The sequence below is a fragment of the Streptomyces sp. NPDC050315 genome (assembly GCF_040655775.1).
Taxonomy (GTDB): domain Bacteria; phylum Actinomycetota; class Actinomycetes; order Streptomycetales; family Streptomycetaceae; genus Streptomyces.
Genome location: NZ_JBFAKN010000002.1, coordinates 13,780 through 28,256 on the forward strand (window position 1 = coordinate 13,780; position 14,477 = coordinate 28,256).

General features: G+C 72.1%; 15 protein-coding genes. 8 read left to right on the forward strand and 7 right to left on the reverse strand.

Annotation, left to right across the window (positions count from 1 at the left end; all coding sequences use genetic code 11):
* The first annotated feature begins 182 nt into the window (after positions 1-182).
* Both AB0I82_RS07080 and serB read left to right on the forward strand, forming a co-directional pair.
* On the forward strand, positions 183-1,952 hold the full coding sequence (locus AB0I82_RS07080) for a streptophobe family protein (protein WP_363256120.1): 1,770 nt from the start codon (positions 183-185) through the stop codon (positions 1,950-1,952).
* A 146-nt stretch (positions 1,953-2,098) separates the two neighbouring features.
* A complete protein-coding gene (serB, locus tag AB0I82_RS07085) occupies positions 2,099-3,343 on the forward strand; it encodes a phosphoserine phosphatase SerB (protein WP_363256121.1) in 1,245 nt (414 codons plus the stop codon).
* A 114-nt stretch (positions 3,344-3,457) separates the two neighbouring features.
* Here the strand turns inward: serB and AB0I82_RS07090 are convergent, their stop codons facing one another.
* From AB0I82_RS07090 to AB0I82_RS07105, 4 genes are all read right to left on the reverse strand, one after another.
* On the reverse strand, positions 3,458-3,976 hold the full coding sequence (locus AB0I82_RS07090; protein WP_363256122.1) for a histidine phosphatase family protein: 519 nt from the start codon (positions 3,974-3,976) through the stop codon (positions 3,458-3,460).
* A gap of 83 nt (positions 3,977-4,059) precedes the next feature.
* Positions 4,060-4,263, reverse strand: a complete 204-nt coding sequence (locus AB0I82_RS07095; protein ID WP_363256123.1) for a hypothetical protein — start codon at positions 4,261-4,263, stop codon at positions 4,060-4,062.
* Between the two features lie 169 nt (positions 4,264-4,432).
* The gene (locus AB0I82_RS07100) at positions 4,433-4,549 is read right to left on the reverse strand and encodes an SGM_5486 family transporter-associated protein (protein ID WP_263302694.1); all 117 of its coding nucleotides are present in this window, start codon (positions 4,547-4,549) and stop codon (positions 4,433-4,435) included.
* 37 nt (positions 4,550-4,586) lie between these two features.
* Positions 4,587-5,879, reverse strand: a complete 1,293-nt coding sequence (locus AB0I82_RS07105) for an MFS transporter (RefSeq protein WP_363256124.1) — start codon at positions 5,877-5,879, stop codon at positions 4,587-4,589.
* A gap of 58 nt (positions 5,880-5,937) precedes the next feature.
* Here AB0I82_RS07105 and AB0I82_RS07110 point away from each other — a divergent pair, with 58 nt between their 5' ends.
* Entirely contained in the window at positions 5,938-6,624 is a 687-nt protein-coding gene (locus AB0I82_RS07110) for an FCD domain-containing protein (protein WP_363256126.1), read from the forward strand.
* Between the two features lie 191 nt (positions 6,625-6,815).
* Here the strand turns inward: AB0I82_RS07110 and fabI are convergent, their stop codons facing one another.
* Both fabI and fabG read right to left on the reverse strand, forming a co-directional pair.
* Positions 6,816-7,583, reverse strand: coding sequence for an enoyl-ACP reductase FabI (gene fabI / locus AB0I82_RS07115; protein WP_363256127.1), 768 nt, complete (start codon positions 7,581-7,583; stop codon positions 6,816-6,818).
* A 5-nt stretch (positions 7,584-7,588) separates the two neighbouring features.
* The gene (gene fabG, locus AB0I82_RS07120) at positions 7,589-8,293 is read right to left on the reverse strand and encodes a 3-oxoacyl-[acyl-carrier-protein] reductase (protein WP_363256128.1); all 705 of its coding nucleotides are present in this window, start codon (positions 8,291-8,293) and stop codon (positions 7,589-7,591) included.
* Between the two features lie 200 nt (positions 8,294-8,493).
* Between fabG and AB0I82_RS07125 the strand changes: the two genes are divergently transcribed.
* From AB0I82_RS07125 to tyrS, 3 genes are all read left to right on the forward strand, one after another.
* Positions 8,494-10,056 carry a TldD/PmbA family protein gene (locus AB0I82_RS07125; protein WP_363256886.1) on the forward strand — a complete coding sequence of 521 codons (1,563 nt, stop codon included), beginning with the start codon at positions 8,494-8,496 and terminating at the stop codon, positions 10,054-10,056.
* Positions 10,057-10,082: 26 nt separating this feature from the next.
* Positions 10,083-11,498, forward strand: coding sequence for a metallopeptidase TldD-related protein (locus tag AB0I82_RS07130; RefSeq protein WP_363256129.1), 1,416 nt, complete (start codon positions 10,083-10,085; stop codon positions 11,496-11,498).
* 136 nt (positions 11,499-11,634) lie between these two features.
* Positions 11,635-13,038 (forward strand): tyrosine--tRNA ligase, encoded by a 1,404-nt coding sequence (gene tyrS / locus AB0I82_RS07135; RefSeq protein ID WP_363256130.1) that lies wholly within the window; start codon positions 11,635-11,637, stop codon positions 13,036-13,038.
* Positions 13,039-13,121: 83 nt separating this feature from the next.
* Here tyrS and AB0I82_RS07140 read toward each other — a convergent pair whose 3' ends face one another.
* Positions 13,122-13,406, reverse strand: coding sequence for a GlsB/YeaQ/YmgE family stress response membrane protein (locus tag AB0I82_RS07140; RefSeq protein WP_363256131.1), 285 nt, complete (start codon positions 13,404-13,406; stop codon positions 13,122-13,124).
* A 219-nt stretch (positions 13,407-13,625) separates the two neighbouring features.
* Here AB0I82_RS07140 and AB0I82_RS07145 point away from each other — a divergent pair, with 219 nt between their 5' ends.
* Together AB0I82_RS07145 and AB0I82_RS07150 are read left to right on the forward strand one after the other, a co-directional pair.
* Positions 13,626-14,012, forward strand: a complete 387-nt coding sequence (locus tag AB0I82_RS07145; RefSeq protein WP_363256132.1) for a DUF3099 domain-containing protein — start codon at positions 13,626-13,628, stop codon at positions 14,010-14,012.
* Positions 14,013-14,211: 199 nt separating this feature from the next.
* Entirely contained in the window at positions 14,212-14,448 is a 237-nt protein-coding gene (locus AB0I82_RS07150; protein WP_363256133.1) for a hypothetical protein, read from the forward strand.
* Positions 14,449-14,477: the final 29 nt, after the last annotated feature.

The following is a 14,477-nucleotide window of genomic DNA, read 5'->3' on the forward strand; positions in this document are numbered from 1 at the left end:
ACTATTCCAGGCAGCGGGCCACGACCGAAAGCCGGGCCGTGGCAAGAGCACGAAGCAGACAGCGTTGACGTCGGCGAAAGGCCCCCGGAGAGTGGGAGAAACCCACGGATCCGTACGGATGCCACGCGATGCGGGCAACACGGATGACTCAGCATCGCTCGGCGGCACGATCGGGGGCCGCGATGAGCGCGACCGCAACTCCGCACACCGGGCCGGGTGCTGTGCTGCTCTCCGCCGTCGTCGCGGTCTGCTGCGCGTTCCTGGCGATGGCCGGCGTCGCGGCGCTCGGACTGCATCTGCTGGGCGCCGATGCGTACGGTTCGCTGGGCCCGATGACGGCTGCCGTCATGGTGCTGGCGGTGGGGGGATCGGTGACCCCGCGGGGTGCTGTCTCGGCCTTCGGGGAGTCCGGCGTGACGGCCGAAACCGCCATTGACATCGTGCCGTTGGGCGTGGGACTGACCGGTGCCCTGGTGCTGGGGACGGTGTTCTTACGGTCGGTGCGCGCGGTACCGGGCGGGGTCACGCCGGGCGGGCTGGCGGCGCGCGCCGCGACGGTGGCCGCGCTGTTCACCGCGCTGGTCGGCGGCCTCACCTGGGCCGGACACGACTCCGTAACGATCCCGGGGCGAGCGCTGATACCCGGCCCGGGCGGCGGGGGCGGCGGGCCGTTCGACCGGCTGCCGGACCTGCCGGGGCTCGGCGAGCTGCCGGATCTGCCCGGCCTCGGTGACTTACCGGATCTGGGGCGGGAGCTGCCCGGTCTGCGGCTGCCGGACGGGCTCGCGGAGCTCGCGGACGCCCGGCTCCGCGTCGACTTCGAGGTGGCGGCCTGGCCCTCGCTGGTGGCCGGCGCGGTGTGGGTACTGGCCGTCCTGCTGATCGCGCTGGCGGCCTCCCGGCGCACCCCGCTCCCCCGCGCGCTGGCCGGCGCGGGCCGCGCCGTCCGCCCCGCCGCCTCCGCGCTCACTCAGGTGCTGGGCTTCGCGGTACTCCTGGGCCTGGCGGCCGGGGTGTACGGGGTGACCAGCGGCGGCCAGCCGCGCCGGGCGCTGGGGGCCGCGCTGCTGGGCGCGCCCAACGGGGTGTGGCTCGCGATGCCGCTGGGCCTTTTCGTGCCCTGGCACGGCTCGGCGAGCGGGGCCCTGCTGGCGGTCCTCCCGGCGCCGCTGCGGGAGCTGCTGGGCGGGCCGGGCTCCGGGGGTGCGCGGACCCTCACGTTGCAGCGGCTGGCCGAGCAGAGCGGGTGGGTGTGGCTCGCGGCGCTGGTGGCGGCGGTGCTGATGCTGCTGGCCGGGGTCCTGACGGCCGCCCGTACGGCGCGCGGGGGATCCGGCGTCCTGGCGTACGCGGGCGGCTGTGCGCTGCGTCTGGGCGCGCTGACCGCACTGGCCGTACCGCTGCTGGTGTGGCTGACGGAGGTCACGGCGGACGTCCGGCTGACCGTCATGGGGATCGGCGTCCACGGGACGGGCCTCGACCTGCGCGGGAGCCCCGGAGCGGGGCTGCTGCTGGGGGCGCTGTGGGGCGCGGCGGCCGGGCTGGCGGGGGCGCTGCTGGCGGTCGGGACGGGGCTCGCGGGCCGGAGCGCGGCGGACCCGCCGCGACCGGTGCACGGACCGGTGCACGGACCGGCCGCATACGGGCCGGGGTACGGGGACGATTCGGGGCGCCCGGGGCCGTACACGCCGTCGGTCCCGTACCGGCGGCCGAACCCGGACACCAATCCGTACATGCGGACGCTGCCGCCGCGTGGGGAGCCTTCCCCTGGGGAGCCGCCCCGGAAGCCGCCGCCGCACGGGAGCGACACCGCCTCGGCGCCCACCGTGAGCGGCACACCACTCCCCCGCCCCGCCCGGCCGGGCCCCCGGCCGCGGCGGGACCGGGACGAGCCGCCACCGGAGCCGCCACCGGAGCCGCCGCCACCCGGACGGCCGGGCGCCGGCCGCTGAGGACGGGCCCCCGCGGGCCGCGGGCCGGACCCCGCTCCGTACGGGCATGTACGGGCCCGTGGCCCACTCGGCCGCGTGGTGGCAGACGTCCACTCGGCGGGACACCTGTACGGTCCCGCGACGCGGCCGGATACCGTAAGAGCACCATGAGCGCATCGCAGACACCGCCTGCCACCGCCGTACCGGGCGACGACGTACCGACCCTTCTCGTGAAGATCTTCGGAAAGGACCGGCCCGGGATCACCGCTGGTCTCTTCGACACCCTCGCCGCCTACTCGGTCGACGTCGTCGACATCGAGCAGGTCGTGACCCGGGGCCGCATCGTGCTGTGCGCCCTGGTGACCACGCCCTCCGGGAGCGCGTCGAACGGTGCCTCCGAAGGCGACCTGCGCGCGACCGTGCACAGCTGGGCCGAGTCGCTGCACCTCCAGGCCGAGATCATCTCCGGTACCGGTGACAACCGTCCGCGCGGCACCGGCCGTTCGCACGTCACCGTCCTCGGGCACCCGCTCACCGCCGAGTCCACCTCCGCCATCGCCGCCGCCATAACGGCCACCGGCGGCAACATCGACCGCATCTTCCGGCTCGCCAAGTACCCCGTGACCGCGGTCGAGTTCAATGTCTCCGGCACGCCCACCGACACGCTGCGCACCGCACTCGCGACCGAGGCGTCGGTGCTGGGCGTGGACATCGCCGTGGTGGACTCCGGACTGGCCCGCCGCGCCCAGCGGCTGGTCGTGATGGACGTGGACTCCACGCTGATCCAGGACGAGGTCATCGAGCTGTTCGCGGCGCACGCGGGCTGCGAGGCCGAGGTCGCCGAGGTGACCGCCGCCGCGATGCGCGGCGAGCTGGACTTCGAACAGTCGCTGCACGCCCGGGTGGCGCTGCTGAAGGGCCTGGACGCCTCGGTCGTCGAGCAGGTGCGCAAGGAGGTGCGGCTGACGCCCGGCGCGCGGACGCTGGTACGCACCCTGAAGCGGCTGGGTTACCAGGTCGGCGTGGTCTCCGGCGGCTTCACGCAGGTCACCGACGCGCTCAAGGACGAGCTGGGGCTGGACTTCGCCTCGGCGAACACCCTGGAGATCGTGGACGGCCGGTTCACCGGCAAGGTCACCGGCGACATCGTGGACCGGGCGGGCAAGGCCCGGCTGCTGCGCTCCTTCGCCCAGCAGGCCGGGGTGCCGCTGGCGCAGACGGTGGCCATCGGCGACGGCGCCAACGACCTGGACATGCTGAACACGGCGGGCCTGGGCGTCGCCTTCAACGCCAAGCCGGTCGTACGGGAGGCCGCGCACACCGCCGTGAACGTGCCGTTCCTGGACACCGTGCTGTACCTGCTCGGCGTCACCCGCGAAGAGGTCGAGGCCGCCGACACGATCGCGGACTGACCCGTCACCCACCGCATACGAAAGGGCCCCGGCACGAGGTGTGCCGGGGCCCTTCGGCGTACACGGCCGACGGCGACCGCCGGTGTCAGGCGCTCAGCTCCGGCGCTCCGGTGATCAGTCCCGGGGCGACCAGTAGGCGACCAGGCGGCCGACGCCGTGCTCGACGGACTTCCAGGAGCCGTTGAAGGTCACCACCGCGAGGGAGGCGGTCGGGAAACCGCTGCGGTTCATCCGCGCCAGCAGCTCGCCGTCCGCCTCGCCGGAGAGCGCGTCGGCGAGGGCGTGCATGCCCGGGTTGTGGCCGACCAGCAGCAGGTCGTTCACGTCGTCGGACGTCTCGTTGACCAGCGCGATGAGCTCGCCCAGCGAGGCTTCATACAGCCGGTCCTCGTACACGGTCTTCGGGCGCTGGGGCAGCTTGGGGGCGCACAGCTTCCAGGTCTCGCGAGTGCGAACGGCCGTGGAGCAGAGGGTCAGGTCTGGATTGATGCCGGCCCCGGCGAGCCAGAGTCCGGCGGCGGGGGCGTCCCGGCGGCCGCGGTCGGCGAGCGGCCGCTCGTGGTCGTCCCCATCGGACCACTCGGCCTTGGCATGTCGGAGAAGGACAATCCGGCGAGGAGAATCGACGCTCATGTGTCCCAGCTTCGCATGAAACGCGGCGCGGGGCGCGGGGTGTTGACAGCCTCATCCCACAAAGCGGGACACGGAACCGGCGGCTACACTCCGGCGCCGACCAGCCGCGCGAGGAAGTGAACCACGGAGGTCATGGCGGGCGGAGCACCCGCCGCTTCGGCCTCCGCGGCGGGGGTCATCACGAAGAGCAGCGCCACGAACGAGACCACCGCCAGGGCCACGGCCCACCACGGCAGCCGCACGGGCCGGGCACTGCCCTCGGTGTGCCGGGTCTGAGCGGCGGACATGGGATCGCCTCCGTACGGATCGGGGTGCGGCGCGTTGTCCCTCGAATCTACGGGTGTCCGACGGCGCTTCCCATCAGGTGAGCCACCCACTTACCCCTGACCCTGGCCCCCTAGGGGACGCTGGGGAAAACCCCACCGGAGCCCCCGAGCCGGCCCCACCGGCGCCGGGTCAGGGTGCGGCGATGCTGGCGATGATCCCCACCACGACGGTCACGGCGAGCATCGCGCCAAAGACGAGGAGCAGCTTCTTCTGTCCGCCCTGCGGATTCGGTTCGAGCACTGGCATGACCCCAGTGTCGCACCCTCCCGTCACCGGGCTTCCGTCAGCCCTCGTCCTCGATCCGGCGGTCCCGCCCGGCCAGTACGCCCACCGCGATCTGCGGCACCATCAGGCCCGCCATCAGCGCGATGGGCAGGCCCCAGCCGCCGCTGTGCTGGTACAGCGCGCCCACCAGGAGCGGCCCGGGGATGGAGATCAGGTAGCCGATGCACTGGGCGAAGGCGGAGAGCTTGACGACGCCGGTGGCGCTGCGGGCACGCATGCCGATCATGGTGAGGGCGAGCGGGAAGGCGCAGTTCGATATGCCGAGCAGCAGCGCCCAGCCCCAGGCGCCGGCCGCGGGCGCCAGCCACAGGCCCGCGTACCCGATGAGCCCGCAGGCCCCGAGGGCCACGGCCAGCAGCCCCTGGTGACGCATCCGGGCGGCCAGCCGCGGCAGCAGGAAGGACAGCGGGATGCCCATGGCCATGACGAGGGCGAGCAGCACGCCGGCGGTCCCGGCCGACACCCCGGCGTCGCGGAAGATCTGCGGCAGCCAGCCCATGGTGACGTACGCGGCGGTGGCCTGCAGGCCGAAGAAGACGGCCAGCGCCCAGGCGGTGGGCGAACGGCTGATCCGGACGGCCGGGGCGTCCTGCTGAGGCGCGCCCGCCGCTTCCGGTGCCGCCTGGGGCGCGCGGTGCTTCAGTACGGCGAGCCAGGGCCCGACGGCCAGTACGGCGAGCGCGGCCCACACGGCGAGCCCGGCCTGCCAGCCGCCGCCGAGCGCGCCGGTGACCGGCACGGTGAGGGCGGCGGCCAGCGAGGTGCCGAGCGCCAGGGCCATGGAGTACAGCCCGGTCATCGAGCCGACCCGGTCGGGGAAGAAGGTCTTGATCACGACGGGCAGCAGGATGTTGCTGACCGCGATGCCGGCGAGCGCCAGGGCGCTGGCGGCGAGGAAGCCGGCCGTGCCGCCCGCGAAGGGGCGCACCAGGACGCCGACCGCGATGGCGACCATGCCGGCGCACACGATGGTGGCCGCGCCGAAGCGGCGGGCCAGTCGCGGCGCCGCGATGCCGAAGACGGCGAAGCAGAGGGCCGGTACGGAGGTGAGCAGGCCCGCGACGGTGCCGCTCATGCCGAGCCCGTTCCGCACCTCCTCCAGGAGGGCACCCAGGCTGGTGATGGCCGGGCGGAGGTTGAGCGCGGCGAGGACGAGACCGGCGGTCAGGACCGCGCCGAGCCAGCGCGGTACGGGCGCGGGGGCGGGGTCCAGGGGGCCGGTTCCCGGGTGCGCGGTGGTCCGTGGTGTCTCGGTGCCGGTGCCGAGGGTCGCAAGGTCGTCGTCTGCCATAGGACTCATCATAGAATCATGGGATGAATGGCTGTCCAATCGCTTCGGGAGCTCGTCCATGCCACTGACCCCCTCGCCCCGGCGCTCCGCCCTGGCCGACCAGGTGATCGCCCAGCTGCGCGCCCAGATCACCGCGGGCGAGTGGCCGGTCGGCGAGCGCATCCCGACCGAGCCCGAGCTGGTCGAACAGCTCGGCGTGGCCCGTAACACCGTCCGCGAGGCGGTCCGCGCGCTCGCCCACAACGGGCTGCTCGACATCCGCCAGGGCTCCGGCACGTACGTCGTCGCCACCAGCGAGCTGGCCGGGGTGATGAACCGCCGCTTCGCCGACGCCGACCCCCGGCACGTCGCGGAGCTGCGCAGCGCCCTGGAGGCGGAGGCCGCCCGGCGCGCCGCGGAGCGCCGTACGGAGGCGGACATCAAGCAGCTGGACGCGGCACTCGTGCGGCGCGAGCAGGCGTGGGAGTCGGGCGCGGCGGCCGCGTTCGTGGAGGCGGACGCCACGCTGCACATGGCGATCGTGGCGGCCTCGCACAACGACGTACTGGCCGAGCTGTACGCGGACCTCGGCGGCGTCCTGCGCGAGTTCCTCCGCGCCGACGTGGGCGAGGAGCTGCGCCCCGAGTGGCACATGGACCACTCGCGGCTGGTGGACGCGATCCGCGAGGGCGACGGCGACCGCGCGGCGGCCGAGGCGAGCTCCCATTCGTACGGCTGCCGCCCCGGGCGCCTGGGACGGAGCTGAGGCGATTCCCGGCCGCCCCCCTCGGGTAATCCCCCGGTGGGGGAGCGCTCTCGTTCGATTCCCCCCGTATGCGCAGCGGTAAGCGCAGGCAGCAACGCACCCAGCAAGCGCACCCGGCAAACCCACGCACAAGGGCCGCGGCCCGTACGTCTCCGTACGGGCCGCGGCCCTCATCGCGTCAAGCGGACGGGTCAGGCACCCATCATGTGCACGCCGCCGTCGACGTGGACGATCTCGCCCGTCGTCTTCGGGAAGAAGTCCGAGAGCAGGGCGACGACGCCGCGGCCCGCGGGCTCCGGGTCGGCCATGTCCCACTTCAGCGGGGAGCGGGTGTTCCAGACGTCCGCCAGCTCGGAGAAGCCCGGGATGGACTTGGCGGCCATCGAGCCGATCGGGCCGGCCGAGATCAGGTTGCAGCGGATGCCTTCGGGGCCGAGGTCACGCGCGAGGTAGCGCGAGGTGGCCTCCAGGGCGGCCTTGGCCGGGCCCATCCAGTCGTACTGCGGCCACGCGTACTGCGCGTCGAAGGTGAGGCCGACGACGGCGCTGCCCTCGCTGAGCAGCGGGCGGCAGGCCATGGTGAGCGACTTCAGCGAGAACGCCGAGACGTGCATGGCCGTGGACACCGACTCGAAGGGGGTGTTCAGGAAGTTGCCGCCGAGGGCGTCCTGCGGGGCGAAACCGATGGAGTGCACGACGCCGTCGAGGCCGCCGAGCTCCTCACGGACGACGCCCTCCAGGCGGTCCAGGTGCTCGTCGTTGGTCACGTCCAGCTCGATGACCTTGGCGGGCTTGGGCAGCTTCTTGGCGATGCGCTCGGTGAGGGTCGGCCGCGGGAACGCGGTGAGGATGACCTCGGCGCCCTGCTCCTGCGCGACCTTGGCCGCGTGGAAGGCGATGGAGGACTCCATCAGCACACCCGTGATCAGAATGCGCTTGCCGGCGAGGATTCCGCTCATATCGATCAGTGACCCATGCCCAATCCGCCGTCGACGGGAATGACGGCTCCAGTGATGTACGCGGCCTCGTCGGAGGCCAGGAAGCGGACCGAGGCGGCGATCTCCTCGGGCTGCGCGTAGCGCGCGAGCGGCACCTGCTTCACGATGTTCTCGCGCTGCTCATCGGTGAGCGCGCGGGTCATGTCCGTGTCGACGAAGCCGGGGGCCACGACGTTCACGGTGATGTTGCGGGAGCCCAGCTCGCGGGCGAGGGAGCGCGCGAAGCCGACCAGGCCCGCCTTGGAGGCCGCGTAGTTCGCCTGCCCCGCGGAGCCCAGCAGCCCCACGACGGACGAGATCAGCACGACCCGGCCCTTGCGCGCCCGCAGCATGGCCCGGTTGGCCCGCTTGACCACGCGGAACGTGCCGGTGAGGTTGGTCTCCAGGACCGAGGCGAAGTCGTCCTCCGACATCCGCATCAGCAGCTGGTCGCGGGTGACGCCGGCGTTGGCCACCAGCACCTCGACCGCGCCCTGCTTCTCCTCGATCTCCTTGTACGCCTGCTCGACCTGCTCCGTGTCGGTGATGTCGCACTTCACGGCCAAGAACCCCTTGGGGGGCTCGCCGGAGCGGTAGGTGATGGCGACCTTGTCGCCTGCCTCGGCGAAGGCCCGGGCGATGGCGAGGCCGATGCCGCGGTTGCCTCCGGTGACCAGAACCGAGCGGCTCAAGAGATCACCCTTTCCGTGTCCTGTCCGTCGTGTGTTCTTTACGAAACTAGCGGTCACGACCCTCATACGGAGAATCCAGCTCGCACAGGGGCACATCCCGGTCACTGTGGGGTCCCTACAGAAGCGACCGCTCCGCGACCCGGCGAAACGGCGCGACGAACCGCCGGACCCCGTGCGCGCCCGGGGTCCGGCACGGCATGATGCGTGGCGCCGACCCCGGGAGGGATGCCGTGCCCGCTACACCTCGTTCCGTTGACGAGAGCTTCCTCGCGCTGCCCCTGCATGCGCTGGCCGACGCCGCGCTCGCGCGGGCCCGCGCGCTGGGGGCCGACCACGCCGACTTCCGGCTGGAACGCATCCGGTACGCGTCCTGGCGGCTGCGCGACGCGAAGACGGCCGGGTCCTCGGACAGTACCGACCTGGGGTACGCGGTGCGCGTCGTGCACGGCGGGGCCTGGGGGTTCGCGTCCGGTGTGGACCTGACCATGGACGCGGCGGCGCGGGTGGCGGCGCAGGCGGTGGCGATGGCCAAGCTGTCGGCGAAGGTCATCGACGCGGCCGGCTCGCAGGAGAAGGTGGAGCTCGCCGACGAGCCCGCGTATCCGGACCGGACGTGGATCTCCTCGTACGAGGTCGATCCGTTCGATGTGCCGGACGCGGAGAAGACCGGGCTGCTGGCGGAGTGGAGCGGGCGGCTGCTGGCCGCGCCGGGCGTCACGCACGCGGACGCCTCGCTCCTCACGATCCGGGAGAACAAGTTCTACGCCGACACGGCGGGAACGACGACCACCCAGCAGCGGGTCCGGCTGAACCCGGAGTTGACGGCCGTCGCGGTGGACGACCGCAGCGGGGAGTTCGACTCGATGCGGACCATCGCGCCGCCGGTCGGCCGCGGCTGGGAGTACCTGACCGACGGGCGGTACGACTGGGACGCCGAGCTGGCGGAGATGCCCGCGCTGCTCGCGGAGAAGATGCGCGCGCCGAGCGTCCGGGCCGGGCGGTACGACCTGGTGGTGCACCCCTCCAACCTGTGGCTGACGATCCACGAGTCGATCGGGCACGCGACCGAGCTGGACCGGGCGCTGGGCTACGAGGCGGCGTACGCGGGCACCTCGTTCGCCACCTTCGACCAGCTGGGGAAGCTGGCCTACGGGTCGTCGCTGATGCACGTCACGGGCGACCGGACGGCCGAGCACGGGCTGGCGACGATCGGGTACGACGACGAGGGCGTGGCGGCGCAGTCCTGGGACCTGGTCAAGGACGGCGTCCTGGTCGGCTACCAGCTGGACCGCAGGATCGCGCGACTGACCGGCTTCGAGCGGTCCAACGGATGCGCGTACGCCGATTCGCCCTCCCATGTACCGGTGCAGCGGATGGCCAACGTCTCCTTGCAGCCGGCACCCGAGGGGCCGTCCACCGAGGAGCTGATCGGGGGCGTGGAGCACGGCATCTACGTGGTCGGCGACCGGTCCTGGTCCATCGATATGCAAAGGTACAATTTTCAATTTACCGGACAGCGGTTCTTCCGGATCGAGAACGGGCGGCTGGCGGGGCAGCTGCGGGACGTGGCGTACCAGGCCACCACCACCGACTTCTGGGGCTCGATGGCCGCGGTCGGCGGCCCGCAGACGTACGTACTGGGCGGCGCCTTCAACTGCGGCAAGGCCCAGCCGGGCCAGGTCGCCTCCGTCTCGCACGGCTGCCCTTCCGCCCTCTTCACGGGCGTCAACATCTTGAACACGACCCAGGAGGCCGGTCGATGAGCACACACGACTCAGGAGGCCGGTCGATGAGTACACGTCGTACGTCTCGTGCTTCTCGTACGAGCGCGCCGCACGAGGTGGTCGAGCGGGCGCTGGATCTGTCGCGGGCCGACGGCTGCGTGGTCATCGCCGACGAGACCGCCACCGCCAATTTGCGCTGGGCGGGCAACGCGCTGACCACCAACGGGGTCACCCGCGGCCGCACCCTCACCGTGATCGCCACCGTGGACGGCAAGGAGGGCACCGCGTCGGGCGTCGTCTCGCGCGCCGCGGTCACCGCCGACGACCTGGAGGGCCTGGTGCGGGCGGCGGAGGCGGCCGCCGCATCGGCGGGCCCCGCCGAGGACGCGCAGCCGCTCGTACCGGGCGGCGCGCCCTCCCCCGGCTTCACCGAGCCGCCCGCCGAGACCTCCTCCGAGGTGTTCGCGGACTTCGCGCCGGCGCTGGGCGAAGCCTTCCGGCGGGCCCGGGACGGCGGCCGCGAGCTGTACGGGTTCGCCCACCACGAGGTCGTGTCCTCCTACGTGGGCTCCTCCACCGGGCTGCAGCTCCGGCACGACCAGCCCACCGGCACCCTGGAGCTGAACGCCAAGTCGCCCGACCGCACCCGCTCGGCCTGGGCGGGCCGGGCCACCCGGGACTTCCGGGACGTCGACCCGCTGGCCATGGATGCCGACCTGGCGCGGCGGCTGGCCTGGGCGGAGCGGCGGACCGAGCTGCCCGCCGGGCGGTACGAGACGTTGCTGCCGCCCACCGCCGTCGCCGACCTGCTCGTGTACCAGATGTGGTCCTCCGGGGCGCGGGACGCGGCCGAGGGCCGCACGGTCTTCTCGGCGCCCGGGGGCGGCACCCGGGTCGGCGAGAAGCTCTCCGGGCTCCCTCTGACGCTGCGCAGCGACCCGGGGGCCGCGGGCCTGGAGTGCGCGCCCTTCGTACTGGCGCACAGCTCCGGGGACGACGCCTCGGTCTTCGACAACGGGCTGCCCCTGGAGCCCACCGACTGGCTGCGGGACGGCGCGCTGAACCGGCTGGTCACCACCCGGCACAGCGCGGGCCTGACCGGCCTGCCGGTGGCCCCCGCGGTCGACAATCTGCTGCTGGACGCGGGCGGCACGAAGTCGCTGGACGAGCTGGTGGCCGGTACGGAGCGCGGGCTGCTGCTGACCTGCCTGTGGTACATCCGCGAGGTCGACCCGGCGACGCTGCTGCTCACGGGGCTGACCCGGGACGGGGTGTACCTCGTGGAGGGCGGCGAGGTGGTCGGCGAGGTGAACAACTTCCGGTTCAACGAGTCGCCGGTGGATCTGCTGGGGAGGGCGAGCGAGGCGGGCCGTACGGAGCGGACGCTGCCGCGCGAGTGGAGCGACTACTTCACGCGGGCCGCGATGCCGGCGCTGCGTATCCCGGACTTCAACATGAGCTCGGTGAGCCGGGGCGTGTGAGGGGCCCCTCCCAGAGGTGGCGGGCATTCGTCATACCGCGTGGCCGGCCTGTGGATACTCGGTCGGCCACGCTTCGCGCGGCTAATAGAATCGGTTCCGTCCTCCCGTTTGGGATCAACGACCGATCAGGAACGCCATGACACGCCTCGGCGAATCCGTCGCCCGCGCCAGCACGCTGCTCTCCGCAGACCTCTCCGCCGACGCCACCGTCGAGGAGCTGCTGAAGGAGACGGGCGCGCGGCGCTATCTCGACCTGACGGACCTGCCGGCCAAGGAGCAGGCCGAGCTGATCGCCTCGCGCACGGTCGAGGTGATCCCGGGCGTGGAGCAGCTCGCCGAGCGCATCGAGGAGCGCAAGGCGGCCGGCAAGGGCCTGCACATCAAGCTGGGCATCGACCCGACGGGCACGGACGTGCACCTCGGGCACGCGGTCCCGCTGATCGTCCTCAGCCGCTTCCAGCGCCTCGGCCACGACGTCACGCTGATCATCGGTGACTTCACGGCCAAGATCGGCGACCCCTCGGGCCGCAGCACCGAGCGCCCGCCGCTGACCGACGAGGACATCGCGAAGAATCTCGCGACCTACCGCGACCAGGTCCGGCCGTTCTTCGACTTCGAGAAGGTCAGCTTCCGGCAGAACAGCGAGTGGCTGGCGCCGTACACCTTCCCCGAGCTGCTCGGCCTGCTCGCGAAGGTGCCGGTCTCCCAGCTGCTGCAGCGCGACGACTTCCGCACCCGCCTCGCGGACGGCTCCGGCCTGACCATGACCGAGATGCTGTACCCGATCGCGCAGGGCCTGGACTCGGTCGCGCTGAACGACGACGTGGAGCTCGGCGGCGCCGACCAGCTGCTCAACCTCCAGTTGGCCCGCAAGCTCATGGAGCTGCACGGCCAGCAGCCGCAGCTGGTCGTCACGATGCCGCTGATCGAGGGCACGGACGGCACGGGCGCGAAGATGTCCAAGTCCAAGGGCAACTACGTCGCTCTGAACGCCCCCGCCGAGGACGTCTTCGGCAAGATCATGTCGATCCCGGACCGGCTGATGGAGCCGTACCTCAAGGCGTGGACGGAGTGGACGGACGAGGAGATCGCCCAGGTCCTGGCCCGCATCGAGGCGAAGTCGCTGCACCCGATGGATCTGAAGAAGATCCTCGCGGGTGAGGTCGTGACCGCGCTGTACGGCGTCGAGGCGGCTATGGCGGCCCGCGCCGGGTTCGTCGCGCAGTTCTCCAAGAAGTCCTTCGCCGATGTCTCCACGCTGCCCTCGGTGGACCTCGCCGAGCACGGCTCGGAGACGGTGGCCACGGTGCTGACCAAGGTGCTGGAGTTCACGCAGAGCGCGTCGGCGGCCCGCCGGCTGGCGAAGCAGAACGCACTGCGGCTGGTCATCGAGGCCGAGTCGGGCCAGGAGACGGTGGTACTGGCCGAGGCGGACGCGATTCGCCCGCTGGCCGAGGTACTGGCGGAGAAGCTGGCCGCCACGCCCGGCACTCCGTACCTCAAGGCGGGCCGCAAGCTGGCCCAGGTGGAAGGCGCGTAAAGCCGCGGGAACAGGCGGCCCTGCACCCGACCGCTCCTGCGGGCCTGATGTCAGGCCCGCAGGAGCGGACTGCCGCGGCGCGGTCACGCCTGCTGATGCCGGTGTTTCCTCCCGCGCACCATGGCCCACAGCCGGCTGCCCACGCCGACGACGATCACCGCGCCGATCAGCTGCAGTACGTGCCGGGTCCAGTCGACGCCCTTGGTGTCCTCGACGCCGATCCCGGTGGCCGCCCAGTTGCCCAGCACGCTGCCGAGCATGCCGAAGATCACCGTCAGCCAGAGCGGGATCGCCTGCTTCCCCGGGATGAGCGCCCTCGCGATCACACCCAGAACCAGACCCAGAATGATGGCCCACAACCAATTCATGTCGCCTCCTAGTGGGGCGCGGTGTACAAGGCCGTGCATCGTTCAGTTTCGTACCGCCACCCGTACGGCGCACGTCGGAGCGGCCTGTACGCATGACGCCGGTATGTACCCCGCCGGGCGTATCGCGACCCGGTCTCGAAGGCTGCGCAGACCCGGCGTAACGTGGGAACAGGTCCGGCATCGGCGTGTGCCCGGTACGACAACAGGTGGTGGAACGTGATGCGGAAGCAGAGCAGTGCCCAGTCCTTCCGGATCACGGGAGCCCGCCAGGGGCTGACCGAGGACGTCCGTGGGCGGCAGCGACGCTATGTGATCTCGATGTCCGTACGGACGGTGGCGGTGGTCCTCACCGCCGTGCTCTGGAACGTCGAGCGGCCCATCGCCATTATCACCCTGATTGCGGGTCTGGTACTGCCGTACGTTGCGGTCGTCATCGCCAACGCGGGCCGGGAGAACGTCACTTCGCTCCCCTCGACCTTCGTGGCGGCCCCGTCCCGGCCGATGCTGACCGCGTCGACCGACGAGTCACCGCGGGAGACCGGCGCGGAAGGCGGCCCGGAAGCGACGCGTACGGACTCCGCCGAGCAGCGCGGCGAGCGCGGCTGATTTACCGACGATCCGCAAAGCTCAAGAAAAGCTCAGATCAATCATGTGGTTCCGGTGCACCCGGCACGGTCCCCCGTGACATACTTCGTACGCGCTCCGCATCCCCCGTCGGAGCGACGGACCGACGCCGGGCGGCTCCCCCCGTGGCTGCCCGGCGTCGCCATGTCCGGACGCAGGGGCGCGACGTAGGGTTGAGGACGTGAACCTCCCGAACGTCTCCGAGAACGTCACCATCTGCTCCGCCAAGGGCTGCCGAGCCGACGCGGTGTGGGTCCTGGCGTGGAACAACCCGAAGCTGCACACGCCGGACCGCCGCAAGACCTGGCTCGCGTGCGAGGAGCACCGCGAGCATCTCTCCCAATTCCTCGGCGTCCGGGGCTTCTTGAAGGACGTGGTGAAGCTGGAGGAGTGGGAGGCGACGCAGGCGGAGGGCTGAGGCGAGGCCCGGCCTGGGCCCGCAAGGCC

What these genes read in the sequence shown, in the direction of transcription:
- AB0I82_RS07080 (WP_363256120.1), top strand. Translation starts at nt 183, where the DNA reads ATGAGCGCGACCGCAACTCCGCACACCGGGCCGGGTGCTGTGCTGCTC.
- serB (WP_363256121.1), top strand. Translation starts at nt 2,099, where the DNA reads ATGAGCGCATCGCAGACACCGCCTGCCACCGCCGTACCGGGCGACGAC.
- AB0I82_RS07090 (WP_363256122.1), bottom strand. Translation starts at nt 3,976, where the DNA reads ATGAGCGTCGATTCTCCTCGCCGGATTGTCCTTCTCCGACATGCCAAG.
- AB0I82_RS07095 (WP_363256123.1), bottom strand. Translation starts at nt 4,263, where the DNA reads ATGTCCGCCGCTCAGACCCGGCACACCGAGGGCAGTGCCCGGCCCGTG.
- AB0I82_RS07100 (WP_263302694.1), bottom strand. Translation starts at nt 4,549, where the DNA reads ATGCCAGTGCTCGAACCGAATCCGCAGGGCGGACAGAAGAAGCTGCTC.
- AB0I82_RS07105 (WP_363256124.1), bottom strand. Translation starts at nt 5,879, where the DNA reads ATGGCAGACGACGACCTTGCGACCCTCGGCACCGGCACCGAGACACCA.
- AB0I82_RS07110 (WP_363256126.1), top strand. Translation starts at nt 5,938, where the DNA reads ATGCCACTGACCCCCTCGCCCCGGCGCTCCGCCCTGGCCGACCAGGTG.
- fabI (WP_363256127.1), bottom strand. Translation starts at nt 7,583, where the DNA reads ATGAGCGGAATCCTCGCCGGCAAGCGCATTCTGATCACGGGTGTGCTG.
- AB0I82_RS07125 (WP_363256886.1), top strand. Translation starts at nt 8,494, where the DNA reads ATGCGTGGCGCCGACCCCGGGAGGGATGCCGTGCCCGCTACACCTCGT.
- AB0I82_RS07130 (WP_363256129.1), top strand. Translation starts at nt 10,083, where the DNA reads ATGAGTACACGTCGTACGTCTCGTGCTTCTCGTACGAGCGCGCCGCAC.
- tyrS (WP_363256130.1), top strand. Translation starts at nt 11,635, where the DNA reads ATGACACGCCTCGGCGAATCCGTCGCCCGCGCCAGCACGCTGCTCTCC.
- AB0I82_RS07140 (WP_363256131.1), bottom strand. Translation starts at nt 13,406, where the DNA reads ATGAATTGGTTGTGGGCCATCATTCTGGGTCTGGTTCTGGGTGTGATC.
- AB0I82_RS07145 (WP_363256132.1), top strand. Translation starts at nt 13,626, where the DNA reads ATGCGGAAGCAGAGCAGTGCCCAGTCCTTCCGGATCACGGGAGCCCGC.